This is a genomic window from Streptomyces lancefieldiae, from assembly GCF_031845825.1.
Taxonomy (GTDB): Bacteria; Actinomycetota; Actinomycetes; order Streptomycetales; family Streptomycetaceae; genus Streptomyces; species Streptomyces lancefieldiae.
The window spans coordinates 53214-77606 of sequence record NZ_JAVRFH010000025.1 but is presented as its reverse complement, the minus strand read 5'-3'; the positions used below and the strand labels follow the sequence as shown (position 1 = coordinate 77606).

At 72.4% G+C, this 24393-nt stretch carries 20 protein-coding genes; 11 read left to right on the top strand and 9 right to left on the bottom strand.

Features of this window, described 5'->3' with window-relative positions:
* The first annotated feature begins 63 nt into the window (after positions 1-63).
* Positions 64-2721: a cellulose binding domain-containing protein gene (locus RM812_RS23515; protein WP_311575229.1), complete on the top strand. Its 2658-nt coding sequence runs from the start codon at positions 64-66 to the stop codon at positions 2719-2721.
* Positions 2722-2785: 64 nt separating this feature from the next.
* Here the strand turns inward: RM812_RS23515 and RM812_RS23510 are convergent, their stop codons facing one another.
* From RM812_RS23510 to RM812_RS23500, 3 genes are all read right to left on the bottom strand, one after another.
* On the bottom strand, positions 2786-4657 hold the full coding sequence (locus RM812_RS23510) for a rhamnogalacturonan lyase (protein ID WP_311575228.1): 1872 nt from the start codon (positions 4655-4657) through the stop codon (positions 2786-2788).
* Positions 4658-4744: 87 nt separating this feature from the next.
* Positions 4745-5485: a class I SAM-dependent methyltransferase gene (locus RM812_RS23505; protein ID WP_311575227.1), complete on the bottom strand. Its 741-nt coding sequence runs from the start codon at positions 5483-5485 to the stop codon at positions 4745-4747.
* 5 nt (positions 5486-5490) lie between these two features.
* A complete protein-coding gene (locus tag RM812_RS23500) occupies positions 5491-5796 on the bottom strand; it encodes a 4a-hydroxytetrahydrobiopterin dehydratase (protein WP_311575226.1) in 306 nt (101 codons plus the stop codon).
* Positions 5797-5916: 120 nt separating this feature from the next.
* Between RM812_RS23500 and RM812_RS23495 the strand changes: the two genes are divergently transcribed.
* From RM812_RS23495 to narI, 7 genes are all read left to right on the top strand, one after another.
* Positions 5917-6732 carry a helix-turn-helix domain-containing protein gene (locus tag RM812_RS23495; RefSeq protein WP_311575225.1) on the top strand — a complete coding sequence of 272 codons (816 nt, stop codon included), beginning with the start codon at positions 5917-5919 and terminating at the stop codon, positions 6730-6732.
* Between the two features lie 96 nt (positions 6733-6828).
* Positions 6829-7692, top strand: a complete 864-nt coding sequence (locus RM812_RS23490) for a helix-turn-helix domain-containing protein (RefSeq protein ID WP_311575224.1) — start codon at positions 6829-6831, stop codon at positions 7690-7692.
* 101 nt (positions 7693-7793) lie between these two features.
* Positions 7794-8609: an SAM-dependent methyltransferase gene (locus RM812_RS23485; RefSeq protein ID WP_311575223.1), complete on the top strand. Its 816-nt coding sequence runs from the start codon at positions 7794-7796 to the stop codon at positions 8607-8609.
* Positions 8610-8713: 104 nt separating this feature from the next.
* Positions 8714-12409, top strand: a complete 3696-nt coding sequence (locus RM812_RS23480; protein ID WP_311575222.1) for a nitrate reductase subunit alpha — start codon at positions 8714-8716, stop codon at positions 12407-12409.
* Positions 12409-14013, top strand: a complete 1605-nt coding sequence (gene narH / locus RM812_RS23475; protein WP_311575221.1) for a nitrate reductase subunit beta — start codon at positions 12409-12411, stop codon at positions 14011-14013. The genes RM812_RS23480 and narH overlap by 1 nt, the downstream gene beginning before the upstream one ends.
* A complete protein-coding gene (gene narJ / locus RM812_RS23470) occupies positions 14013-14507 on the top strand; it encodes a nitrate reductase molybdenum cofactor assembly chaperone (protein WP_311575220.1) in 495 nt (164 codons plus the stop codon). The genes narH and narJ overlap by 1 nt, the downstream gene beginning before the upstream one ends.
* Positions 14504-15226, top strand: coding sequence for a respiratory nitrate reductase subunit gamma (gene narI / locus RM812_RS23465; RefSeq protein ID WP_311575219.1), 723 nt, complete (start codon positions 14504-14506; stop codon positions 15224-15226). The genes narJ and narI overlap by 4 nt, the downstream gene beginning before the upstream one ends.
* 60 nt (positions 15227-15286) lie before the next feature.
* Here narI and RM812_RS23460 read toward each other — a convergent pair whose 3' ends face one another.
* Both RM812_RS23460 and RM812_RS23455 read right to left on the bottom strand, forming a co-directional pair.
* The gene (locus RM812_RS23460; RefSeq protein ID WP_311575218.1) at positions 15287-16096 is read right to left on the bottom strand and encodes a hypothetical protein; all 810 of its coding nucleotides are present in this window, start codon (positions 16094-16096) and stop codon (positions 15287-15289) included.
* Positions 16093-16578, bottom strand: coding sequence for a SigE family RNA polymerase sigma factor (locus tag RM812_RS23455; protein WP_311575217.1), 486 nt, complete (start codon positions 16576-16578; stop codon positions 16093-16095). Before RM812_RS23455 ends, RM812_RS23460 begins: the two co-directional genes overlap by 4 nt.
* 193 nt (positions 16579-16771) lie before the next feature.
* Here RM812_RS23455 and RM812_RS23450 point away from each other — a divergent pair, with 193 nt between their 5' ends.
* Positions 16772-17950: a hypothetical protein gene (locus tag RM812_RS23450; RefSeq protein WP_311575216.1), complete on the top strand. Its 1179-nt coding sequence runs from the start codon at positions 16772-16774 to the stop codon at positions 17948-17950.
* 136 nt (positions 17951-18086) lie between these two features.
* On the opposite strand, the gene RM812_RS23445 is transcribed toward RM812_RS23450, so the two are convergent.
* The 4 genes from RM812_RS23445 to RM812_RS23430 form a co-directional block, all read right to left on the bottom strand.
* On the bottom strand, positions 18087-18512 hold the full coding sequence (locus tag RM812_RS23445; RefSeq protein WP_311575215.1) for an OsmC family protein: 426 nt from the start codon (positions 18510-18512) through the stop codon (positions 18087-18089).
* A gap of 75 nt (positions 18513-18587) precedes the next feature.
* Positions 18588-19982 (bottom strand): amino acid permease, encoded by a 1395-nt coding sequence (locus tag RM812_RS23440; protein ID WP_311575214.1) that lies wholly within the window; start codon positions 19980-19982, stop codon positions 18588-18590.
* Between the two features lie 83 nt (positions 19983-20065).
* Positions 20066-22240 carry a phage holin family protein gene (locus RM812_RS23435; protein WP_311575213.1) on the bottom strand — a complete coding sequence of 725 codons (2175 nt, stop codon included), beginning with the start codon at positions 22238-22240 and terminating at the stop codon, positions 20066-20068.
* A gap of 106 nt (positions 22241-22346) precedes the next feature.
* Entirely contained in the window at positions 22347-22748 is a 402-nt protein-coding gene (locus RM812_RS23430; protein ID WP_311575262.1) for a hypothetical protein, read from the bottom strand.
* Positions 22749-22842: 94 nt separating this feature from the next.
* Between RM812_RS23430 and RM812_RS23425 the strand changes: the two genes are divergently transcribed.
* Together RM812_RS23425 and RM812_RS23420 are read left to right on the top strand one after the other, a co-directional pair.
* Positions 22843-23616: an MBL fold metallo-hydrolase gene (locus tag RM812_RS23425; RefSeq protein WP_311575212.1), complete on the top strand. Its 774-nt coding sequence runs from the start codon at positions 22843-22845 to the stop codon at positions 23614-23616.
* On the top strand, positions 23613-24248 hold the full coding sequence (locus RM812_RS23420; RefSeq protein ID WP_311575211.1) for a DedA family protein: 636 nt from the start codon (positions 23613-23615) through the stop codon (positions 24246-24248). Before RM812_RS23425 ends, RM812_RS23420 begins: the two co-directional genes overlap by 4 nt.
* The last annotated feature ends 145 nt before the right edge of the window (positions 24249-24393 follow it).

Sequence of the window (24393 nt, the reverse complement as noted above, 5' to 3'; positions counted from 1 at the left end):
CCACGCCTGGGGTCGCCCGGTCCTCGCATGTGTTCTGTTCCTGACGGAAGGACGGTCCCCACCGTGCGAAGAACCCGGATCCTCACAGCCGTGCTGGCGCTCGCGGCCGGCCTCCTCGCGGGCAGCCCGCCCGCCGCGCTGGCCGCCGAGACGCCGAAGGCGGCCGTCGCCGCCGACACCTACACCTGGAAGAACGCCCGGATCGACGGCGGCGGCTTCGTCCCCGGCATCGTCTTCAACCGCGCCGAGAAGGACCTCGCCTACGCCCGCACCGACATCGGCGGCGCCTACCGCTGGCAGGAGTCGTCCCACACCTGGACGCCACTGCTCGACCACGTCGGCTGGGACGACTGGGGTCACACGGGCGTGGTGAGCATCGCCTCCGACTCCGTCGACCCGGACCGGGTGTACGCGGCGGTCGGCACGTACACCAACGACTGGGATCCGACGAACGGCGCGGTGCTGCGCTCCGCCGACCGGGGCGCGAGCTGGCAGAAGACGGACCTGCCGTTCAAGCTGGGCGGCAACATGCCGGGCCGCGGCATGGGCGAGCGCCTGGCCGTCGACCCGCACGACAACGACGTGCTGTACCTCGGCGCGCCCAGCGGCAGGGGCCTGTGGCGGTCGACCGACGCGGGCGTGACCTGGTCCGAGGTGACGGCCTTCCCGAACCCCGGCAACTACGCGCAGGACCCGAGCGACACGAGCGGGTACGCCTCCGACAACCAGGGCATCACCTGGGTCACCTTCGACGAGTCCACGGGCACCGCGGGCGCGGCCACGAAGACGGTCTACGTCGGGGTGGCCGACAAGGAGAACGCCGTCTACCGCTCGACGGACGCCGGCGCGACCTGGCAGCGCATCGCCGGCCAGCCGACGGGGTACCTGCCCCACAAGGGCGTGCTGGACGCGGAGAACGGCCACCTCTACCTCGCCTACAGCGACACGGGCGGCCCGTACGACGGCGGCAAGGGGCGGCTGTACCGGTACGCGACGGCGACGGGCACCTGGACGGACATCAGCCCGGTCGCGGAGGCGGACACCTACTACGGGTTCAGCGGCCTGACCGTCGACCGGCAGAACCCCGGCACGGTGATGGCGACGGCGTACAGCTCCTGGTGGCCGGACACGCAGATCTTCCGCTCGACGGACAGCGGCGCGACGTGGACGCAGGCGTGGGGCTACTCGTCGTATCCCACCCGCGAGAACCGCTACACGATGGACGTCTCGTCGTCCCCGTGGCTGACCTGGGGCGCGCACCCCTCCCCGCCCGAACAGACCCCGAAGCTGGGCTGGATGACGGAGTCGCTGGAGATCGACCCGTTCGACCCGGACCGGATGATGTACGGGACCGGCGCGACGATCTACGGCACCGAGAACCTCACGAACTGGGACGACGGCGGCACGTTCGCCATCGAACCGATGGTGCGGGGCCTGGAGGAGACGGCGGTGAACGACCTGGCCTCTCCCCCGTCCGGTGCCCCGCTGCTCAGCGCGCTGGGCGACGTCGGCGGCTTCCGGCACACGAGCCTGACCGAGGTGCCGTCGATGATGTACACCTCCCCGAACTTCACCTCCACCACCAGCCTGGACTTCGCGGAGGCGGACCCGGACACGGTCGTCCGGGCCGGCAACCTCGACACGGGCCCGCACATCGCGTTCTCCACGGACAACGGCGCCAACTGGTTCGGCGGGAGCGACCCCGCGGGGGTGAGCGGCGGCGGTACGGTCGCGGCGGGCGCGGACGGCAGCCGCTTCGTGTGGAGCCCGCAGGGCGCCGGCGTCCAGTACACGACGGGCTTCGGCACCTCCTGGCAGGCCTCCAGCGGCATCCCGGCGGGAGCGGTCGTCGAGTCCGACCGGGTCGATCCGAAGACCTTCTACGGTTTCAAGTCCGGGAAGTTCTACGTCTCCACCGACGGCGGGGCGACCTTCACCGCGTCGGCGGCAGCCGGTCTGCCCGCCGGTGACAGCGTCCGCTTCAAGGCGCTGCCGGGCGGGAAGGGCGACATCTGGCTGGCCGGCGGGGCCACCGACGGCGCGTACGGCCTGTGGCACTCCACGGACGGCGGCGCGACGTTCTCCAAGCTCCCGAACGTCGACGCGGCCGACACCATCGGCTTCGGCAAGGCGGCGCCGGGCGCCTCGTACCAGACCCTCTTCACCAGCGCGGAGATCGGCGGCGTCCGCGGCATCTTCCGCTCCACCGACCGGGGAGCGAGCTGGACCCGCGTCAACGACGACGCCCACCAGTGGGGCTGGACGGGCGCGGCCATCACCGGCGACCCGCGGGTGTACGGGCGGGTGTACGTGGCGACCAACGGGCGCGGCGTCGTCTACGGCGACACGGCGGGCGGCGGCGGCACCGACCCGGGCCCGGGGCCCGACCCGACGCCCACCGGCGCCTGCGAGGTGACGTACACGATCACGAACCAGTGGTCGGGCGGCTTCCAGGCGGACGTCCGGCTCACCAACACCGGCACGTCCCCCTGGAACGGCTGGGCTCTCGACTGGCCCTTCGCGAACGGCCAGAAGGTGACCCAGATGTGGAACGCCGACCACACCCGGTCGGGCACGACGGTGACCGCGAGGAACGTCGGCTGGAACGGCACCGTGGCCCCCGGTTCGTCGGTGGGCTTCGGCTTCACGGGCGAGTGGTCGGGGACGAACACGGAGCCGACGACGTTCAGGCTGGGCGGCCGGGTCTGCACCCGGGCATGACCGTCCGGGTCACCGGCGGGAAGCCCCCGCCGGTGACCCGGCCGTCTGACGGCGTGGCCGTCGGTCAGGGCGTGTACACCGTCGGCCTCGGGGGCGTCGGCATCCCGCTGCCGACGAAGAAGCTCGGGTGCGGCGGCTGGTTGTAGGCGGTGTTCTGCCACGACAGGGCCGTGCGGTACTGGGTGTCGTGGAGGAGGGTGGTGATGCGGGTGTCCGTGTCGTACGGGGTGGAGTAGATGCGCAGCGCCTTGTTGTCGCTCGTCCGCCAGACGACCTCCTCCCGCCAGTCGCCGAGGAGGTCGCCGGATAGGACCGGCGTGGCCTTCGTGCCGTTGTTGGACGCCACCCCGGAGCCGGTCAGGAGGCGGGTGTCGCCGGAGGTGCCGTACTTGTCGATGCGGGTGCCGTCGAGGAGTTCGCGGACGGGGTCGCCGTCCCACCAGGACAGGAAGTTGGCGCTGGAGGGCTTGCGGCTGTTCACCACGGTGCCCTTCGGGTTGCGGATGCCGCTCTCGGCCGACGACCAGGACTCGGCGCCCGCGCTGCCGGACCAGATGTCGGCCGAGACGCCCCGGCCGTTGTCGCCGCTCGCCGGAGTGGACCAGATGATCTGGCCCGTGCGCGCGTCCGCCATCCACGACGAGGGCTTCGAGCCGTCCTCGTCGACCTTGAACTCCTCCAGGCCCGCACGGGACGGGTCGAGGTCGCCGACGTGCATGGCGTCGCCGTGGCCGTTCCTCGTGGTCCACAGGGCGTTGCCGTTGTCGTCGACGGCCATCGCGCCGTAGACGATCTCGTCCTTGCCGTCGCCGTCGACGTCCGCGACGGACAACTGGTGGTTGCCCTGGCCGTCGTAGCCCTTGCCGGCGTTGGTGGAGGAGTTGGTGTCGAAGGTCCAGCGGCGGGTGAAGGAGCCGCCGCGCCAGTCCCAGGCGGCGATCACCGAGCGCGTGTAGTAGCCGCGGGCCGTGATCAGGGAGGGGCGGGAGCCGTCCAGGTAGGCCGTGCCCGCCAGGAAGCGGTCGACACGGTTGCCGTAGGAGTCGCCCCAGGAGGAGACGGTGCCCCGGGCGGGGACGTGGTCGACGGTGCCCATGGCCCTGCCGGTCTGCCCGTTGAACATGGTCAGGTACTCGGGACCGGAGAGGATGTAGCCGGAGGAGTTGCGGTGGTCGGCCGAGGAGCTGCCGATCACCGCGCCGGTGCCGTCCTTCGTGCCGTCGGCGGTCTTCATGGCGACCTCGGCCTTGCCGTCGCCGTCGTAGTCGTACACCTGGAACTGGGTGTAGTGGGCGCCGGAGCGGATGTTGCGGCCCAGGTCGACGCGCCACAGCCGGGTGCCGTCGAGTTTGACGCCGTCGACGATCGTGTTGCCGGTGTAACCGGACTGGGAGTTGTCCTTGGCGTTGGTCGGCTGCCACTTGAGGACGATGTCCAGCGCGCCGTCGCCGTCGAGGTCGCCGACGGACGCGTCGTTGGCCTCGTAGGTGTAGGAGACGCCGTCGGGGGTCGTGCCGCCGGCGGGAGGGGTGATCGGCACGTCCTTGTACCCCGACCGGAACTGGACGGCGTGGACCGAGTCGCCCTGCTCGGTGCCGTTCACGACGGCGCGGACGGTGTAGTCGGCGTGGGAGGGGGCGCCGGAGTGGAAGTAGGTGGTGGAGCCGGTGATCGGACTGGAGTTGACCTTCGTGCCGGCCCGGTAGACGTTGAACGCGACGTTGTCCGGGTCGGTGCCCAGCCAGCGCCAGCCGACCAGGTTGCCGTCACCGGTGTGGACGCTGACCACGCCCCGGTCGAGGGCCTCGACCTGCCGTGCGGTGGCGGCCTCGGCGGTGTCGGTGGTGAGGGTCAGGCCGGTGCCGACCAGGGCCGCAGCGACGGCGAGGGCGGGCAGGGCGACACGGCGTCTGCGGTGCCCGGGGGAAAGCTTCATGTGGGGTGCCTCCTGAGAGGGCGGGGGGAATCTCCGCCTCTCAGTCGCCCCCGGTGGCACGGAGGTTGCCGCCCCGTGGCCACCGTTTCACGGCTTCCTGAACGCGCTCAGCGTGAACACCGGGTCGGGCCGGGGCCGGTCCTGGTCCGGCAGGGCCTCCAGCCGGGCGGCGAAGTCCTCCGCGAGGGGGTCGCCCGGGGGCAGCGTGACGAACCATCCGCGACGCAGGTCGGCGACCGTGCGGCGGGGGCTGCGACCCTGGCCCCGGCCGGCGAAGCGGGCCCGGCCGGCCGGGACCAGACCGTGTGCGCGGGCGTACGAGGCGACGAGGTCGGCGGCGTCGTGGGCCCTACTGGGCGGGCGGGAGGCGAGCACGGCGTCGATGTCGCTGCCCACGTTGTGCGAGGCGCCCTTGTCGACGGTGGTCACGTACACCCCACCGGGCCGCAGCACGCGGGCGCACTCGCCGACGATCGCCCGCGCGTTCTCGGCGCTGCCGCTCAGGTGCAGCAGCCACACGCTGCTGACGGCGTCGAACTCCCCGTCCGCGAAGGGCAGTCGGCGGCTGTCCGCCAGCACGACGGAGCCGGGCAGCCGGGCGGCGGCGCGCCGGGCCATGGCGGGGGCGAGGTCGGCGCCGGTCACGCGCAGGGCGTCCCGTCCGGCCGCGATCCGCCGGGTGACGATGCCGGTGCCGCAGGCCACGTCGAGCAGGCTGCGCGCCCGGTCGGGCACGAGGCTCAGTACGGCCTGCGCGGCGGCCTCGGCCCGGGGTTCGCCGCCGCGGGAGGCGTCGTAGCGTTCCGCTTCGTTGTCGTAGTCGAGCACGTCCCTCAGTGTGCACCGTGGCCGGCGGCCAGGTCCTCCACCCTGCGGGCGAGCTCCACGTCCTTCTCGGTGACGGCGCCGCCCGCGCTGTGGGTGTGCACGGCCAGGGCGACGCACTTGTGGCCGAGGGTCAGGTCGGAGTGATGGTCGAGCTCTTCCTGCACCTGGGCGATGTGGACGACCATCGCGGTCGCCGCGAAGTGCGAGCCGAGGCGGTAGGAACGGGTGAGACGGCCGGCGTCGAGGGACCAGCCCGGCAGCTCGGCCAGCCGCTCCTCGACCTCCTTCGGCGACAGCGGTTCGACGGGCATGGACTGCGCTCCTCACCTGGGTTGCGGGTCCCTCTCAGCCTGCCACAGCACGGCCGCCGGAGCGCTGGCCGGGGACGCCGGCCGGTCCCGGCGCGGCCCGCCGTCGACTACCGTTCGGGCATGACCGCACTCGCGTCCACCACCGCCCCCACCGCCCAGGGCGTGGGCCCGCTGCTGCGGGCCTGGCGGGAGCGGCGGCGGGTCAGCCAGCTGGAGCTGGCGCTGCGCGCCGACTCCTCCGCCCGGCACATCAGCTTCGTCGAGACGGGCCGCTCCCGGCCGAGCGAGGAGATGGTGCTGCGGCTCGCCGAGCACCTGGACGTCCCGGTGCGGGAACGCAACGCGCTGCTGCTGGCGGCCGGTTACGCCCCGCACTACCCGGAGACACCGCTGGACGACCCGGCGCTGGACGCCCTGCGCGAGGGCATGGAGCGGCTGATCCGGGGCTACGAGCCCTATCCCGCGCTGGTCGTCGACGCGACGTACCGGGTGCTGGCCGCCAATCGGGGCATCCTGATGCTGATGGACGGCCTGCCGGAGCATCTGCTCGAGCCGCCGCTGAACGCGATGCGGCTGACCCTGCACCCGGAGGGTCTGGCGCCGCGCATCCGCAACCTGCGCGAGTGGCGCGGGCATCTGCTGGAGCAGATGGAGCGGCAGATCGCGCTGCACCGCTCGCAGCCGTTGCGGGCGCTGTACGAGGAGGTGTCGGCCTATCCGGTCCCGGACGGCTCCTCCGGCGTCGGGCCGAACGAGCCGGTGCCGTACTTCGCGCTGCCGATGCAGATCGAACACGAGGGCCGGACCCTGTCGTTCATCTCCTCCATCTCCACCTTCAACACCCCGATGGACGTGACGGTCGCCGAGCTGGCCATCGAGACGCTGCTCCCGGCCGACCCGGCGACGGTCAGGTACCTGCACACGCTGCTGCCGTGAGGCACGTGACGAGGTTGGTCCCCGACCGCCTCTGTGAGACTGACAGAGGAACATGACAGACTGCGGGCAGACTTGGGCGCGTTGGGGAGGCGTGGCGTGAGTGAACGGCGGGCCGCACCCACCGTGGGTCAGGTGGTCCTGGGCAGGCGGTTGCAGGAACTGCGGGAGCGGGCGGGCCTCAGACGCGAGGAGGCCGCCCAGGTGCTCCGGGTGGCCCAGGCGACCGTGCGGCGCATGGAGATGGCCGAGGTCGCGCTGAAGATACCGTATGTCCAGATACTGCTGACGGCGTACGGTGTGCCCGAGAAGGAGGTCTCGGCGTTCGTCGCGCTGGCCGAGGAGGCGAACGAGCCGGGCTGGTGGCAGCGGTACCACGACGTGCTGCCGGACTGGTTCAGCATGTACGTGAGCCTGGAGGGCGCCGCGCGGATCGTCCGCTCCTACGAGCCGCACTTCGTCCCGGGGCTGCTGCAGACGGAGGACTACGCGCGCGCGGTCCTGGACGCCGGGACGATCGGGAACGCGGGTCCGGACGCGGTCGAGCGTCACGTGTCCCTGCGCATGGAGCGGCAGCGGCTGCTGGAGCGGGCGGACCCGCCCCACCTGTGGGTGGTGATGGACGAGACGGTGCTGCGGCGCCCGGTGAGCGCCGACGGCCGGGTGATGCGCGAACAGACGGACAAGTTGCTGGAGTTCGCGACCCGCGACCGGGTGACGCTCCAGGTCGCCGAGTTCGACGACGGGCCGCACCCCGGGACGTACGCGCCGTTCACACTGTTCCGGTTCGCGGAGCCGGAGCTGCCCGACATGGTCTTCACCGAGTATCTGACCGGTGCCCTGTACCTGGACTCCCGCACGGAGGTCTCCGCGCACCTGGAGGTCCTGGACCACATGACCGCGCGTGCCGCGTCGACCCAGCGCACCGAGAAGATCCTGCGCGAGTACCGCGAGACCTTCTGACCCGGCGACCCGACACCCATGCCCCGACACCGCAGGTCCCGACACACCAGGCCCCTACGCACCGGGCCCCTACGCACCAGGCCACAAGGAGACGACACCGCATGACCGGATCCGACGCCACCCCCGCGCCCATCGACACCAGCCGGCCGCACCCGGCGCGGGTCTACGACTGGTGGCTGGGCGGCAAGGACAACTACCCGGTGGACGAGGAACTGGCCCGCAAGATCCTCGCCGCGGACAGCACCGCGGTCCGCGGGGCGCGAGCCAACCGCAGGTTCATGCACCGGGCCGTCCGTACCATCGCCGAGGCCGGGGTCCGCCAGTTCCTCGACATCGGCACCGGCATCCCCACCGAGCCGAACCTGCACCAGGTCGCCCAGGCCGTGGCGCCCGAGGCGCGGGTCGTCTACGCCGACAACGACCCGATCGTCCTCCGGCACGCCGAGGCCCTGCTGCACGGCTCGGCGGAGGGTGCCACCGACTACGTCCACGCGGACGTCCGGGATCCCGATCTGATCCTCAGGCTGGCGGGCGAGTCCCTCGACTTCGACAGGCCCCTCGCCCTGTCGCTGGTGGCGCTGACCCACTACCTCGGCGACGCGGTCGACGGCGACGACGTGCACGGCCTGCTGAAGCGGTACGTCGACGCCCTCGCGCCGGGCAGCTACCTGGTCCTGTCCCAGGTCACACCCGACCTGAACCCCGAGGCGGTGGGCAAGGCGGCCGGTCTGTTCGCCCGCAGCGGCACACCGTTCTACCCACGCTCGCTCGGCGAGTTCTCGCGCCTGTTCGACGGACTGGAGCTGCTGGGCCCGGGCGTCATCCCCGTCACCGGGTGGCGGCCGGACCCGGAGGACGTGGCGGCCCAGTCTGAGGGCATCGTGCCGGTGTACGCGGGGGTGGCGCGCAAGCCCTGACGGCGGACGCCGAGCGGCCGGCCCTGACCCGTACGGGCGCCGCGAACGGGTGCGCTCCCGCGCCCGCCCCTAGGTTCTAACCCAGGGCGATCAAGGGAGCGCACGTGACGGACACGCGGACACCGCCCACCGAGCCGGGCGCGGCACTGCTGCGCGCCGGGCGGTTCTTCCGGCCCGGCACCGCCGCGCCGGACCTGCACAGCATCGGGCTGGTCGGCGGCCGGCAGGCGGACGCCTTCTACCGGGACCGCTGGAGCCACGACAAGGTCGTGACCTCCACGCACGGCGTCAACTGCACCGGCTCGTGCCGCTGGAACGTGTTCGTCAAGGACGGCATCATCACCTGGGAGACCCAGGCGACGGACTATCCGTCGGTCGGCCCGGACCGCCCCGAGTACGAACCGCGCGGCTGCCCCCGGGGCGCGGCGTTCTCCTGGTACACCTACTCGCCGACCCGGGTCCGCTACCCGTATGTGCGCGGGGTGCTCCTCGAGATGTACCGGGAGGCCCGGCAGCGCCTGTCGGACCCGGTGGCGGCCTGGGCCGACATCCAGGGCGATCCCGTCCGCCGGCGCCGCTACCAGCAGGCGCGCGGCAAGGGCGGACTGGTCCGGGCGAGCTGGGACGAGGCCGTCGAGATGGTCGCCGCCGCCCATGTCCACACCATCGGGACGCAGGGGCCGGACCGGATCGCCGGGTTCTCCCCCATCCCGGCGATGTCCATGGTGTCGCACGCGGCGGGCGCCCGCTTCCACTCCCTCATCGGCGCCCCGATGCTGTCGTTCTACGACTGGTACGCCGACCTGCCCGTGGCGTCCCCGCAGGTCTTCGGCGACCAGACGGACGTGCCGGAGTCGGGCGACTGGTGGGACGCGGCGTATCTGATCATGTGGGGCTCGAACGTCCCGGTGACCCGGACGCCGGACGCGCACTGGATGGCGGAGGCCCGCTACCGGGGCCAGAAGGTCGTGGTGGTGTCGCCCGACTACGCCGACAACACCAAGTTCGCCGACCAGTGGCTGCACCCGCATCCGGGCACGGACGCCGCGCTGGCGCTGGCGATGGGGCACGTGGTGCTCAGGGAGTTCTTCGTCGACCGCGTCACCCCGTTCTTCGACGACTACGTGCGGCGCTTCACCGACCTGCCGTTCCTGGTGACCCTGACCGAGCGGGACGGGGCGTTCGTCCCGGCGAAGTTCCTGCGCGCGGCCGACCTGGGCCAGGAGGGCGAGGACGCGCGCTGGAAGACGGTCGTGCTGGACGACGCGACGGGCCGCGCGGTGGTCCCCAACGGCTCGGTCGGCTTCCGCTGGAACGAGGCCGACCAGGGGCGGTGGAACCTCGACCTGGGTGACGTCCGGCCCCGGCTGAGCCTGCACGGCCATGACACGGCGGCAGGCGTCGAGTTGCTGCTGCCCCGTTTCGACACCGACGGCGGCGTGCACGGGCAGGGCCGAGGGGACGTCGTACGGCGGGGTGTGCCGGCGACGCGGCTGGGCGGGCCGGACGGGCCGCTGGTGACCACGGTGTTCGACCTGCTGCTGGCGCAGTACGGCGTGGCGCGCCCCGGGGTGCCGGGCGACTGGCCGGCGTCGTACGAGGACGCGGACGCGCCCGGCACCCCGGCCTGGCAGGAGACGCACACCTCGGTCCCGGCGGCGGCCTGTGTGCGGATCGCCCGCGAGTTCGCGCGGACCGCCGAGCGGTCCGGGGGCCGCTGCATGATCCTGATGGGCGCGGGCACCAACCACTGGTTCCACTCCGAGACGATCTACCGGACCTTCCTGGCCCTGCTCCAGCTCACCGGCTGCCAGGGCCGCAACGGCGGCGGCTGGGCGCACTACGTCGGCCAGGAGAAGTGCCGCCCGGTGACCGGCTGGGCGACGCTGGCCGCCGCGTCGGACTGGTCGCGCCCACCGCGTCAGATGATCGGCACCGGGTACTGGTATCTGAACACCGACCAGTGGCGCTACGACCGGTTCGGCGCCGACGTGCTGGCCTCGCCGCTGGGCGAGGGGCGGCTGGCGGGCATGACGGGCGCGGACTGCCTGGCGCTGTCGGCGCGTACGGGGTGGATGCCGTCGTACCCGACCTTCGACCGCAACCCGCTGGAGCTGGGCGAGACGTTCGGCGACCCGGTGGCCAACGCGGTGGCCGAACTGCGCGCGGGGACGCTGAAGTTCGCCTGCGAGGACCCGGACGCGCCGGAGAACTGGCCGCGCATCCTGACCCTGTGGCGGGCCAATCTGCTGGGCTCGTCGGCGAAGGGCACCGAGTACTTCACCAAACACCTGCTGGGCACGCACTCCTCGCTGCGCGCCGAGGAGGCCGCACCGGGCGAGCGGCCCCGGGACGTGGTGTGGCACGAGGAGGCGCCCGAGGGCAAACTCGACCTGCTGCTGTCGCTGGACTTCCGGCACACCTCCTCCACGCTGCTGTCGGACGTGGTGCTGCCCGCCGCGACCTGGTACGAGAAGCACGACCTGTCCAGCACGGACATGCACCCCTACGTGCACGCCTTCTCCCCGGCCGTGAGTCCGCCGTGGCAGGCGCGGACCGACTTCGACACGTTCAAGGTGCTCGCGGAGAAGCTGAGCGAGCTGGCCGTCGGGCACCTCGGGGTGCGCAGGGACCTGGTGGCGGCGCCGCTCCAGCACGACACACCGGGCGAGATCGCCCAGCCGGGCGGCGTCGTGCGGGACTGGCGGCGCGGGGAGTGCGCCCCCGAGCCGGGGAAGACCCTGCCGAACCTCGTCGTCGTGGAGCGCGACTACACGGCGATCGGTGCCAAGTTCGCGGCGCTGGGGCCGCTGGTGGAGGCGAAGGGCCTGCCCGCCAAGGGCATCACCCTGAAGCCGGACGAGGAGGTCGAGCGGCTGCGGCACATGAACGGCGCGGTGCGCGGCGGCCCGGCCGACGGGCGGCCCGCGCTGGACACGGCGGTGAAGGCCGCGAACACCGTCCTGGCGCTGTCCGGCACGACCAACGGGCGCCTGGCCACCCAGGGCTTCCACACGCTGGAGGCCAGGACCGGGCAGGAGATGGCCCACCTCGCCGCCGAGCACGAGGGCAGGCGCGTCACGTACGCGGACACGCAGGCGGCGCCCGTGCCGGTGATCACCTCGCCGGAGTGGTCGGGCAGCGAGGCCGGCGGGCGACGCTACACGGCGTTCACGCTCAACACCGAGCACCTCAAGCCCTGGCACACCCTCACCGGCCGGCAGCACTTCTTCCTCGACCACGACTGGATGCACGAGCTGGGCGAGGCGCTGCCGGTGTACCGGCCGCCGCTGGACATGAGCCGGCTGTTCGGCGAGCCACGACTCGGCCCCGACGGACACCGCGAGGTGACGGTCCGCTATCTCACCCCGCACAACAAGTGGTCGATCCACTCCGAGTACCAGGACAACCTGTTCATGCTGGCGCTGTCCAGGGGCGGCCAGAGCATCTGGATGTCACCGCAGGACGCCGACGCCATCGGTGTCGCCGACGACGACTGGATCGAGGCGGTCAACCGCAACGGCGTAGTGGTGGCCCGCGCGATCGTCTCCCACCGCATGCCGCCCGGCACCGTGTACATGCACCACGCGCAGGAGCGCACGGTCAACGTGCCGCTGGCGGAGACGACCGGCAGGCGCGGCGGCACCCACAACTCGCTCACCCGGCTGATCCTCAAACCGACCCATCTCATCGGCGGCTACGCCCAGTTGTCGTGGGCGTTCAACTACCTGGGTCCGACGGGCAACCAGCGCGACGAGGTGACGGTGATCCGCCGCCGCGGCCAGGAGGTCGAGTACTGATGCGTCCGATGGCCCAGGTCGCGATGGTCATGAACCTCGACAAGTGCATCGGCTGCCACACCTGCTCGGTCACCTGCAAGCAGGCGTGGACCAACCGGCGGGGCATGGAGTACGTCTGGTTCAACAACGTCGAGACCCGCCCCGGCCAGGGCTACCCGCGCCGCTACGAGGACCAGGAGAAGTGGAAGGGCGGCTGGGAGCTGAACCGGCGGGGCGCGCTGAAGCTGAAGGCGGGCGGCCGGTTCCGGAAGCTCGCCGGGATCTTCTCCAACCCGAAGCTCCCGGAGATCAAGGACTACTACGAGCCCTGGACGTACGACTACAAGAACCTCACCGACGCCCCGCTCGGCGGCGACTACCCCGTCGCCCGGCCCGTCTCGCAGCTCGACGGCAAGCCGATGAAGATCGGCTGGTCCTCGAACTGGGACGACGACCTCGGCGGCGCGCCCGCCTACGGCGACCTCGACCCGATGGTGGAACGCACGCGTCGACAGGCCTCGGAGAAGGTGCGGTTCGCGTACGAAGAGACCTTCATGTTCTATCTGCCGCGCATCTGCGAGCACTGCCTGAACCCGTCGTGCGTGGCCTCGTGTCCGTCCGGCGCGATGTACAAGCGGTCGGAGGACGGCATCGTCCTGGTCGACCAGGACCGCTGCCGGGGCTGGCGGATGTGCGTGACCGGATGCCCGTACAAGAAGGTGTACTTCAACCACCGCACCGGCAAGGCCGAGAAGTGCACCTTCTGCTACCCGCGCATCGAGGTGGGCCAGCCGACGGTCTGCTCGGAGACCTGCGTGGGACGGCTCAGGTATCTGGGGGTCGTGCTGTACGACGCCGACAAGGTGACCGAGGCCGCCTCCACCCCGGACGACCGGGATCTGTACGAGGCCCAGCTGGGCGTCTTCCTCGACCCGGAGGACCCGGCGGTGCGGCGGGCGGCCGAGGAGGCGGGGATCCCGTACGACTGGGTGGAGGCCGCCCGGCGCTCCCCCGTGCACGCGCTGGTCACCGGGTACCGGGTGGCGCTGCCCCTGCATCCGGAGTACCGCACCCTGCCGATGGTCTGGTACATCCCGCCGCTGTCGCCGGTGGTGGACGCGCTGACGGAGACCGGGCACGACGGCGAGGACGCGGACAACCTCTTCGGCGCGATCGACACGCTGCGCATCCCGCTGGAGTACCTGGCGGAGCTGTTCACGGCGGGTGACGTGGGCCCGGTGCGGGCGTCGCTGGAGAAGCTGGCGGCGATGCGCGCGCACATGCGGGCGATCAACCTCGGCGAGGACCCCGACCCGGCCGTCTGCGCGGGCGTCGGCATGCGCCCCGAGGAGATGGAGGGCATGTACCGGCTGCTGGCGCTCGCCAAGTACGAGGAGCGGTACGTGATTCCGACGGCCGCCGTCGGGGACGCGCACCGGCTGGAGGCGTCGGCGCTTCAGGGCGTCCCGGACTCGTGCAGTCTCGACACAGACGGCGGCCCCGGCATGGGCGGCGACGGCCCCTTCGGCCAGGACTCGGGACGCAAGAGGCTGCCGCTGGTGCCGGTGGAGAACTTCCACATCCTGCGCCGCCGGCAGACCGCGGACGACGAGAGGGAGGTCTGATGCCCGGGTTCGAGGTGCTGTACCAGGCGGCGGCGCTCTGTCTGACCTACCCCGACGACGACTTCCGCGCCCGGCTGCCCCTGCTGCGCGAGGCCGCGCCGCAGCTGCGCGGCTTCACCGACCACGCGGCCGTGACCGCGCAGGGCGAGCTCCAGGCGCACTACGTGGAGGTCTTCGACTTCAGGAACCGGCACAGCCTGTACCTGAGCTGGTGGACCGACGGCGACACCCGCAACCGCGGGATGTCACTGGTCCGCTTCAAGGAGCTGTACCGCGCCCACGGCCTGGAGTTCACCGGCGAGGAACTGCCCGACTTCCTGCCGGCGGTGCTGGAGTTCGTCTCCCGCACCGGGGACATCGGCATGCTCACCGAGCACCGGGCCGCCCTGGACCAGCTCCGCTCCCGGCTCACCGCCTTCGGCACGCCCTACGCGTGCGTCCTGGACGCCGTGTGCGCCACCCTGCCGCCCGCATCCACCGGAGCCCGCCCGTGACCGTCTTCCTCTGGGGAGTCCTGCCCTACGCCGCGTTCGCCCTGCTGGTCGCCGGCCTGATCTGGCGGCACCGCTACGACCGCTTCGGCTGGACGACGCGGTCCTCGCAGGTCTACGAGTCCCGACTGCTGAACATCGCGTCGCCGGTGTTCCACTACGGCATCCTGTTCGTGCTGGTGGGCCATCTCATCGGCCTGTTCGTTCCCGAGTCCTGGACTCACGCGCTGGGCGTGAGCGAGCACGCCTACCACCTGCTGTCGCTGTACGGCGGCACGGCTGCCGGGGTGCTGGCGGTCGCCGGCATCCTGATGCTGATCTACCGGCGACGGACGAACGCACCCGTCTTCCGGGCGACGACCGCCAACGACAAGGGCATGTACGTCCTGCTGCTCGGGGCGATCGTCCTGGGCATGGTGGCCAAGCTGGCGCACTCCTCCGGCACCGGCTACGACTACCGGCACACCATCGCGCCCTGGTCGCGCAGCCTGTTCACCCTCCAGCCGAAGACGGAGCTGATGACGGGGGTCCCCGTGCTGTACCAGGTGCACGCGGTGATCGGGATGGTGCTGATCGCCCTGGTGCCCTACACCCGGCTCGTGCACATGTTCAGCGCGCCGGTGCAGTACCTGGTCCGGCCGTACGTGGTGTACCGGGCGCGCGACCCCAGGCAGCTGGGGCCGCGCCCGGACCGGCGGGGCTGGGAGCGCACGGACTCCTGACTCGTGCGCGGAAGCGGGGTGTGAACCCTGCGTACCAGCCCGCCGCTCCGACCCCGCCCGCTACCCCGCCGCCAGCAGTTCCGGTCGCAGCATCAGGGCGCGGAGCTGCTCACGGTTCAGGGGCGGGGTCCGCAGCAGGGGGCCGAGCTGTCCGCGGCCGCGGTAGCCCGCGCTGTCGCGGACGATCAGGGCCCGGCCGTCGGGAAGCATGAGCCGCCCGGTGAGTTCCTCGCCCCACTCCAGGCTGCCCCCGTCCGGATCCCGCGGCTGCCGCCAGATCGTCAGCACCCGGTCGCCGGCCAGTTCCTCGCGCACGCAGTCGACGCGGGGGGCGTCGGTCCCGGTCTGCGCGCAGAGGTCCGTGGCCAGACCTTTCTCGTCGGAGAACTTGGCCTCGAGGTACCTCTGGTCGCGCAGGGCGATCCCGAGGTAGCCGACGCCGCCGTCCCGGCGGACGGCGTACCCGCCGTCCAGCGCGCCCTCGGTCTTCTCGCTGGTGGCGGTCTCCACGTCCGCGTCCTTGATCAGCACGGCCCAGGAGATCTCCTCCACGTTCCTGGCCTCAGCGGGCAGCAGCCCGGCGAGCTTCTGCTCCCGCCCGGAGCCGCCGGTCAGCTCCGTGTGCATCGACGAGGCCGAAGAGGACGCCGCGGCGGGAGTCCGGTCGGCCCCGCCGGAGGACACGGCCGGCACGGTGACCAGACCGCCGGCCACGACGGCCAACGCCGCACCGGCCACCACCACGCGCCGCCTTCGGCGCACCCTGGATGCCTCGGCGAACACCGCTGCCGTGCCGAACGAGGGACCGCCGGCCCCCTCGGCGGCCCGGGCGAGCAGGTCGCGCACCTCGTCGTTCATGGCATCGCTCATACGAATTCCTTCCCCACCTCGGCACGGAGCGCCGCCAGCCCGCGAGCTGTGTGGCTCTTCACCGTGTTCTCCCGCATTCCGAGCACCGCGGCGGTCGCCTCGACACTCTGGTCCTCCCAGTAACGCAGCACCAGCACGGCCCGCTGACGCGGTGTGATGCGGGCCAGCGCCGACCGCACGACCATCCCGGTCTCCGAGTCGGACTCGGGAGCGGCCCGCTCGGGCATCTCCCCGTACGCCTGCTCGCGCTGCCAGAACCGGCGCTTGCCCGCGATGAACGTGTTGAACAGCGTCTTGCGGGCGTAGGCCTCGACGTTGTCCAGCCGCTGCAGGCGCCGCCAGCCGAGAACCACCTTGACCAGCGTCGTCTGGACCAGGTCCTCCGCCTCTTCGCGGTTGCCGCACATCAGATAGGCGCTCCGGAAGAGCGCCAGGCGTCTGTCGCGGACGAAGTCGTGCAACGCGTCCTCACCGCGATCCATCCCGCCCCCTTTCCCCGTCCGCCCGTGCGGACAGTCTCACCCTTCCAGTGCGGTGGACCGCGCTCCGGGTTGCGGCGCGGGCAGCCGGATCCGGCGGCAGAAAGTTTCCGGACGCCGCAACCTCCGGCTCCCGCCACCGCATTGAGAAGGAGTGCAGACGTCGATCACCGAGAACGCACCAGGAGAACCCAGCATGAGTGCAGTACGCGTACGAACGAGAACCGCCGTCGCGGCCCTGGCCGTGGCCGCGGTCGCCATGTCGGCCGCCACGGCGCACGCCGATGCCCGATGGACCGCCGCGGACCTGACGGGTGTGGGCGACGCCGCGCTGACCGGCGTCACGCGGGTGGACGGCGACACCACCTGGGCCTACGGAGTAGGGGTCAGCCAGGAGGGCAAGACCCAGCCCAGGACACCGCTGCTGCTCGCCCGCGACGACGACGAGAAGTCCTGGCGGCGGATACCGATGCCGGCGTTCACCGACCGCTCCAACCAGATCAGCGCGATCAGCGCCGTGTCCGAGGACGACGCATGGGCGGTCGGACTGTACGAGGAGGCACGAGGCGCCTTCCTCACCCAGCACTGGGACGGCACCGAGTGGCAGGTGGTCGACGCACCGGCGCCCGAGGGGAAGCAGCTTTCCGGCGCCGGACTGCTGGACGTGTCGGCACGGGCCTCCGACGACGTGTGGGCGGTCGGCTGGCTCATCGTCGTCGACAGTGAGGTACCCCATCCGGACAAGCCCGGGGGAACGATCCAGGAGACGCACGCGGAGGCGATGATCCAGCACTGGGACGGCGAGGCGTGGCACCTCGTACCCGTACCGGACGAGACCTCACTGTGGACGTACTCCGTCACCGCCCTCGCCGACGACGACGTGTGGGTCTCCGGCTACACCTCCGAGGACAAGCCCGTGATGCTGCACTACGACGGCAGTTCCTGGTCCCGCGTACCGGTCCCCTACGACGGGGTCAACGGCGAACTCATCGACCTGGAGGCCCGCGGGGCGAACGACGTCTGGGCGGCGGGCCGGAAGCTGAACGACGACGAGGACACCGGACACGCGCTGCTCGCGCACTGGAACGGCCGCTCCTGGAAGCAGGTGCCGGCGCCCGCTGACGCCGGCCGTGTGAACGACCTGACCCTCGCGCCCGGAGGAGTGGCGGTCGTCGGGGAACAGCGGGACGGCACACCGTACGTGAGGCGGCTGCGCGACGGCCGGTGGTCGACGCCGGCTGTGCCGCAGGGCGGCACGGACGGCAGACGGTTCCTGATGGGAGCGGCCTGGACCCCGCAGGGCATCACTGCCGTCGGGTACGACGCGGGGGCGACGGGCCTGCCCAACCCGCTGCTGCTGACCGGCGGGCGCTGACCGCCGAGCCGCACACCGGCGGGACGGCGGCGGATGACGGTGCCGTCCCGCCCGAGCACCCCCGTCCTCCAGCACGGGACGTGAGCGTGCTGGAGGACGCGGGCGCATGGGACGCCGGTGGAAGAGGGCGCCGAGGTCAGGCGAGCTTCGCCGTCAGGGTGATGCTCGTGCCGGCCAGAGCCTGGCTGACCGGGCAGTTCTTCTTGGCGTCCTCGGCGGCGGCGACGAACGCGTCGTTGTCGAGGCCGGGGACGGTGCCCTCCACGGTGAGGTGGATGCCGGTGATGCCCTCACCGGGCTGGAAGGTGACGTCGGCGGAGGTGGTGAGCTTGGTGGGCGGGGTGCCGGCGCCGGCCAGGCCGTGCGACAGCGCCATGGAGAAGCAGCTGGAGTGGGCGGCGGCGATCAGCTCTTCCGGGCTGGTCTTTCCGTTCGCCTGCTCGGCGCGCGACGGCCACGACACCGGCTGCTCGCCGATGCCGGACGAGTCGAAGGTGACGACACCGTTGCCCTCGAGCAGGTTGCCTTCCCAGACGGTGTGTGCGGAGCGCGTGGTTGCCACGTCGAATCCTCTCGAATTCACTTGCTGTACCTGGGTGGTGGGAGCCCGTGTCCGGGTTCCTCACCCCCCATCCGATCACACTCTGGCCCGGCGGGCGGCCATCACCGCGTAGACCAGTACGCCGGCGAACAGGAACAGCACGCCCTGGTACACCGCCGCGTAGCCGGCGCCGGCGACCAGCCAGAGGGAGAAACCGGCCGCGACGGCCGCGATCACTCCGTCCCGTACGAGCCGCGCCCGGTCGACCTTCTCCCCCTGTCCGGAGACCAGGTGGAAGATCTGCGCCGCCGTGGCCAGCAGGTAGGGCACGGTCGCGGTGAAGGTGGTGACCAGGACGAGCACCTCGAAGACCTTCGCCGAGCCGGACGTGTAGTTGTAGACGGTGAGCAGGGAGGCGAGGACGACGGTGACGCCGACGCCGACCGTGGGCACGCCGCGCCGCCTGCGGGCGAAGGCGGCGGGGAAGAGGCCGTCCTTCGCGGCGGCGTACGGGGTCTGGGCGCTGAGCAGGGTCCAGCCGTTGAGGCAGCCGGTCATCGACACCAGGGCGGCGAGCGCGACGGCCCAGCCGCCCCAGGAGCCGCCGAACATGGCGTTCACGGCGTCGGAGAAGGGCGCTGTCGAGGTCACCAGGCGGTCGTGGGCGACGGTGCCGAAGACGGACAGGGTGCCCAGCAGGTAGACGAGGGCGGCTCCCGCGGTGCCGATGACCGTGGCGCGGCCGACCGTGCGCCGCGGGTTCTTCACCTCACCGGCGCTGACGGCGGCGGACTCCACACCGAGGTAGGAGAAGAGCAGGATCGCGGCGGCGGCGGAGACCGCGCCGATGCCGCTGCCGCCGCTCGCGTTGAACGGGCCGAGGTTGCCCGGGTCGAAGAAGAACAGCCCGCCGACCGCGACCAGCAGCAGCGGCGCGAACTTCAGCACGGTGGACACCAGCTGGACGGCGCCCACGTAGCGGCTGCCGGCGAAGTTGGCGAGGGCGGGCAGCCACTGGATGACGAGCGCGGCGAGGCAGGCGGTCCAGCGGTGGTCGTTCACCGGGATCAGGACGTCGAGGTAACCGACGGCGGCGACGGCGAGCGCGGCGTTGGACACCCAGGTGGTGATCCAGTACGCCCAGGCGGCGAGGAAGCCGGCGAAGTCGCCGAAGGCCTCGCGGGCGTAGACGTAGGGGCCGCCGGTGCGCGGGTCGCGGGCGGCGAGCCGGCCGAAGACCAGGGCCAGCGCGATGGCGCCCACGGTCAGGACACCGAAGGCGACCAGGCTGACGGTGCCGAACGGGGCGACCGAGGCCGGGAGCAGGAAGATGCCGCCGCCGATGATGTTGCCCATGACCAGGGCGGTGGCCACGGGCAGCCCGAAGCGGCGGGCGTGCCTGCTGGTGTCGGGGGCGGGAGCGGAGCCGGGGGCCGCGGGGGTCTCCTGCGGGGCCGGAGCCGGTGGGGGGACGGTCCCGGTGACGTGCATGGGGTGGTGCGCCTCTCATGGAACGGGTGTCCGGGATCGCCGGACGGCGCCCATGGTCGGGCACGATCCGGCACCGCTCCAAATCAGGCGCTTTTGTCCTGTACGAACCCCTCCGCGACGGGAAAAGGTGCGCCCTCGACGATGCTCCGCCGTGAATCGTCCACGGGTATCTGCGGGCCGTTCGACTCGCGCAGCCAGCGGCGCAGCACCCGGTGGACGTGCTCGGCGCCGACGATCTCCGACCCCTGGTCGACCGGTGCGGACAGGGCGAGCGGCGACAGCAGGAAGGCACGTGACTGGGCGCCGCCGAGTCCGCCGTGGGAGCCGATCTGCTCCTCGAAGGCGAGGACCTCGCCGTCGGCCGGGTCGTGGAAGGAGTTGACCATGATGTCGGCGGTGTGCGGGAACGAGTGGGTGCGGCGGACGGCGTCGGCGGCGCCGGGGCCGAAGGGCGCGAGCGGGCCGGGTTCCTCGTCGAGCCGGTCCAGGGGTACCTCCGCGCCACGCGCGCCGAGCACCACGCCGCCGTGCTCCTCACTGCGGACCAGCAGGAACCCGATGCCGGGATGGTTGGCGAGGGTCGGCAGCAGGGCGGGGTGGCGGGCGTCCAGCTCCTCCTTGGTCATCCGGTGCGGCACGTCCGGGAACGAGACCAGGCCGAGGTTGCCGGAGGCCAGCACGATCGGTTCCGAGCGGCGTCCGGCGGGGGTGTCGGCGGGGCGCTGCTGTGCGGCGCCCTCCTCGACGGGCCGGTGCAGGGCGGCCCGTACGGTGTTGCGCGCCTCGGCGCCGCTGCGGGTGCTCCCCCAGTGCTCAAGGCCTGGGGGGACCCCCACCGCCCGGCGCGGCACGGGCAGTCCGCAGCCGGCCCGCACCAGGTCGCCGAGGGTGAGGCCGTAGCGGGCGCGGAAGGTCTCGCCGGGGCTCTGGCCGTGGTCGGACAGGACGACGATCCGGTACGCGCGGGGCGCGTGGTCGGCGACCTTCTCGATCAGCGCGAGGGACCGGTCGAGCCGCTGGAGGACCTTCGCGGCGTCCCGGCCGCCCGGCCCGGAGTGGTGCGCCACCTCGTCGTACGCGACCAGGTCGGCGTAGACGGCGGTGCGTCCGGCGAGCATGTCGCCCATCACCGCGGCCACGACGACGTCCCGTTCGACGACGGTCGCGAAGGCGCGGACGAAGGGGTAGAGACCGCCGCGGGAGACGCGCGGGCGGACCTTGTGGACGCGGGCGCGGGTGGACTGGCCGATCTCCCGGCACACCTCGGCGACGAAGGACATCGCGGTGCGGACGGCGTTGGCCGGGTCGGAGAAGTAGGCGAAGTATCCGGACCGGGACCGGGTCTCGCGGCTGCGGCGGCGGGTGGCGATGGACAGGACGAGGGCCTGTTCGTCGGCGCCGCCGCCGAACAGGTTGCCGCGGCTGGCGCCGTCGAGGCTGAGCAGTCCGCCGTCGCCGGTGCGTCTCACGGCGCGGTACTGGAGCTCGGCGGCGCTGGTCGGACGGTTGCAGACCACGACCTCGCCGCTGTCCTTCTCGTACCACCGGAACGCCGGGACGTCGTGGTTGCTGCCGTGCAGGATGCCGAGCTGGCTGGCGCCGGTCTGGCTGGACCAGTCGGTGCGCCACGGGGCGAGCCGGTGGGTCGCGGACGTGCCGTCGCGGCCGAGCCAGCGGGCGACGGTGGGCATGGCGCCGCTGTCGACGGCGTCCACCAGGACGTCGTGACCCACGCCGTCCAGTTGTATGAAGACGGTGCCGGGACCGGCCGGGCAGGGCGGGCCGGATCTGCGGCGGCGGTCGGCGAGGCGGTAGAGCCGGCGCCGGTAGGCGTCGTCGTCACGCACGGCCAGCGCACCGCCGGTCGCCGAGGCGACGGCCGACATGACGGCGGCCACCACGACCGCCGTCTCGGGGGCGACGCCGCCGCGCCCGGCCGGGTTCACGTCGATCGCGAGGAGCAGCAGCCCGCCGTTGAGGAAGAAGACCAGCAGCCCGAGGACGAGCGCGGGCACCAGGAGCAGCAGGCGGACCAGCAGCGGCCACGCCAGGGCCGACAGCAGGCCGAAGGCACCGGCGCCGAACGCGGCGGTGACGGCGATGTCCGTGGCGCTGTCACCGTCGGGGGACTGGAGCCGGAAGTCCGGCAGGATCCCGGCGAGCACGAGCATGGTGAGCGTGGAGACGGCCCACACCGTGACACTCCGCCCGACCTGACTGGCGACCCGGCGCCAACGCCCTCCACCCACGCTCCGCACACCTCACGTCCCGGCCCGTCGTCCGCGCGGGCCTCCCCCACCCTGTCACAACGGCCCGGAGCACCTGTTTGTCCCCCCGGGTCCGGTTCACACCCCGCGCCGGGGGTCAGCGGCCGTCGTACCCGGCCGTCGGCATCGACAGCCTGCGGTGCACACACGCCTTCATCCTGGCGTCGTAGGACGGCTCCGCACGGCCGACCGTCTCGACGCGGACCCCGCGCCGCGCGCACTCGGCTGTGAACTCCGCCACGGACGACAGCGCGCTCTCCAGCACGCGTCGGCTGGGCGCCACGAACAGGTCGCGCCCCGGGCGGACGCCGTCCCACAGGGCTTCGTGGTCGGGCCGCAGACCGCGTACCAGCAGTTCCCGGGCGACGACGTAGCCGTGCTCCTCGGCCCAGCGGGCGCACATGGCGTGCTGACTGCGGGAGTCGACAAGGAAAGGGTCGTCGTCCAACTGCTCCAGCGGCGTCAGACTCGCGATCGCCGTCACCCGCACCGGCCCCATGGTGTCCCCCCTCACCTCCCGTCACCTCCCGTTTTCGCCGCCGACCCTACTCCTGGACGTAGGCTTCGGGGAGTCGCGCGAAGGAGGCAAAGAGGTGCCGGTGGAGCTCACGTGGTGGGGTCACGCCACCTGCACGGTCGAGGACTCGGACATGCGCGTACTCACCGACCCTCTGTTCGTCCGCAGGCTCGCCCATCTGCGCCGCAGGCGGGGCGCGGTGCCGCCGCCGGAGGCGTGGCGCGCGGACGTGGCGCTGGTGTCCCACCTGCACGCGGACCACCTGCACGTGCCGTCGCTCGCGCGGCTCGCGCCGGGCACGCGCCTGCTCGTGCCCCGGGGCGCACGACGGGCGGTGCCGGGGCTGCGCCGGCTCGGGCACCTGGAGCTGAGCGAGGTGTCGCCCGGCGACCTGACGGTGGTCGGGGACCTGCGCATACGGGCGGTTCCGGCCCTGCACGACGGGCGGCGGCTGCCGCTCGGACCGCACCGCTCCCCCGCGCTGGGCTATGTCGTCGAGGGCGAGGCACGGACGTACTTCGCCGGGGACACCGGCCTGTTCGACGGTATGGAGAAGGAGGTCGGGCCGGTCGACGCGGCCCTGCTGCCGGTCGGCGGCTGGGGACCGTACCTGGGTGCGGAGCACCTGGACGCGGGGCGGGCGGCCGAGGCGCTGGCCCGGTTGGCGCCGCGCGCGGCGGTGCCGGTGCACTACGGCACGTACTGGCCGATCGGGATGGACGCCGTGCGCCCCCACGAGTTCCACACGCCGGGCGAGGAGTTCGTGCGCCTGTCGGCGCTGCGTGCGCCGGGGGTGGCGGTGCACCGGCTGGGGCACGGCGAGAGCGTGCGGGTGGAGGTCGTGCGGTGAGCTGGCTGGGGGCCGCCTCGACGAGCATGACGAGTATTCCGACGGAACCGACGCAGCAGGCGTTCGGCTATCCGTCGCTGTTCCTGCTGGTGCTGATCGGGGCGCTGGTGCCGGTGGTGCCGACGGGCGCGCTGGTGAGTTCGGCGGCCGTGGTGGCGATGCACCAGACGTTGCCGTTCGCCCTGCTGATGGTGTTCGCGACGGCGTCGCTGGCCGCGTTCTGCGGGGACATGGCGCTGTACTGGCTGGGGCGGCGCGGGGTCGGCTCGAAGAACGGCTCACGCTGGCTGGAGGCGATCCGGTCGCGGGCGCCCGAGGACCGGCTGGAGCAGGCGCAGCACAAGCTCGTCGAGCACGACGTCGCCGTGCTCGTGCTCTCCCGGCTGGTCCCGGCGGGGCGCATACCGGTGATGCTGGCCTGTCTGCTCGCCGAGTGGCCGCTGCGCCGCTTCGCCCGGGGCAACCTTCCGGCCTGCCTGGCCTGGGCGGTGACGTACCAGCTGATCGGGATACTGAGCGGCTCGCTGTTCAGCAGGCCGTGGGAGGGCGTGGCCGCGGCGATCGCCCTGACGGTGCTGGTCAGCGGCGCGCCCAGCGTGTGGCGGCGACTGCGGGGACCGGCGAAGGCGTAGGCGTGGCCCGCCGGCGGGGCGGGGGCCGGGGAACGGCGGAGTCCGGTCGGCGGGACGGGGGCCGGGAGACGACGGTGCCCGGCCGACGGGACAGGGGCCGGGAGACGACGGTGCCCGGCCGACGGGACAGGGGCCGGGCAGACGA

Bases quoted from the DNA above. Each gene is read 5' to 3' on its own strand.
- RM812_RS23510 (WP_311575228.1), bottom strand. From the start codon at position 4,657: ATGAAGCTTTCCCCCGGGCACCGCAGACGCCGTGTCGCCCTGCCCGCC.
- RM812_RS23500 (WP_311575226.1), bottom strand. From the start codon at position 5,796: ATGCCCGTCGAACCGCTGTCGCCGAAGGAGGTCGAGGAGCGGCTGGCC.
- RM812_RS23495 (WP_311575225.1), top strand. From the start codon at position 5,917: ATGACCGCACTCGCGTCCACCACCGCCCCCACCGCCCAGGGCGTGGGC.
- RM812_RS23485 (WP_311575223.1), top strand. From the start codon at position 7,794: ATGACCGGATCCGACGCCACCCCCGCGCCCATCGACACCAGCCGGCCG.
- narH (WP_311575221.1), top strand. From the start codon at position 12,409: ATGCGTCCGATGGCCCAGGTCGCGATGGTCATGAACCTCGACAAGTGC.
- narJ (WP_311575220.1), top strand. From the start codon at position 14,013: ATGCCCGGGTTCGAGGTGCTGTACCAGGCGGCGGCGCTCTGTCTGACC.
- RM812_RS23460 (WP_311575218.1), bottom strand. From the start codon at position 16,096: ATGAGCGATGCCATGAACGACGAGGTGCGCGACCTGCTCGCCCGGGCC.
- RM812_RS23455 (WP_311575217.1), bottom strand. From the start codon at position 16,578: ATGGATCGCGGTGAGGACGCGTTGCACGACTTCGTCCGCGACAGACGC.
- RM812_RS23450 (WP_311575216.1), top strand. From the start codon at position 16,772: ATGAGTGCAGTACGCGTACGAACGAGAACCGCCGTCGCGGCCCTGGCC.
- RM812_RS23440 (WP_311575214.1), bottom strand. From the start codon at position 19,982: ATGCACGTCACCGGGACCGTCCCCCCACCGGCTCCGGCCCCGCAGGAG.
- RM812_RS23430 (WP_311575262.1), bottom strand. From the start codon at position 22,748: ATGGGGCCGGTGCGGGTGACGGCGATCGCGAGTCTGACGCCGCTGGAG.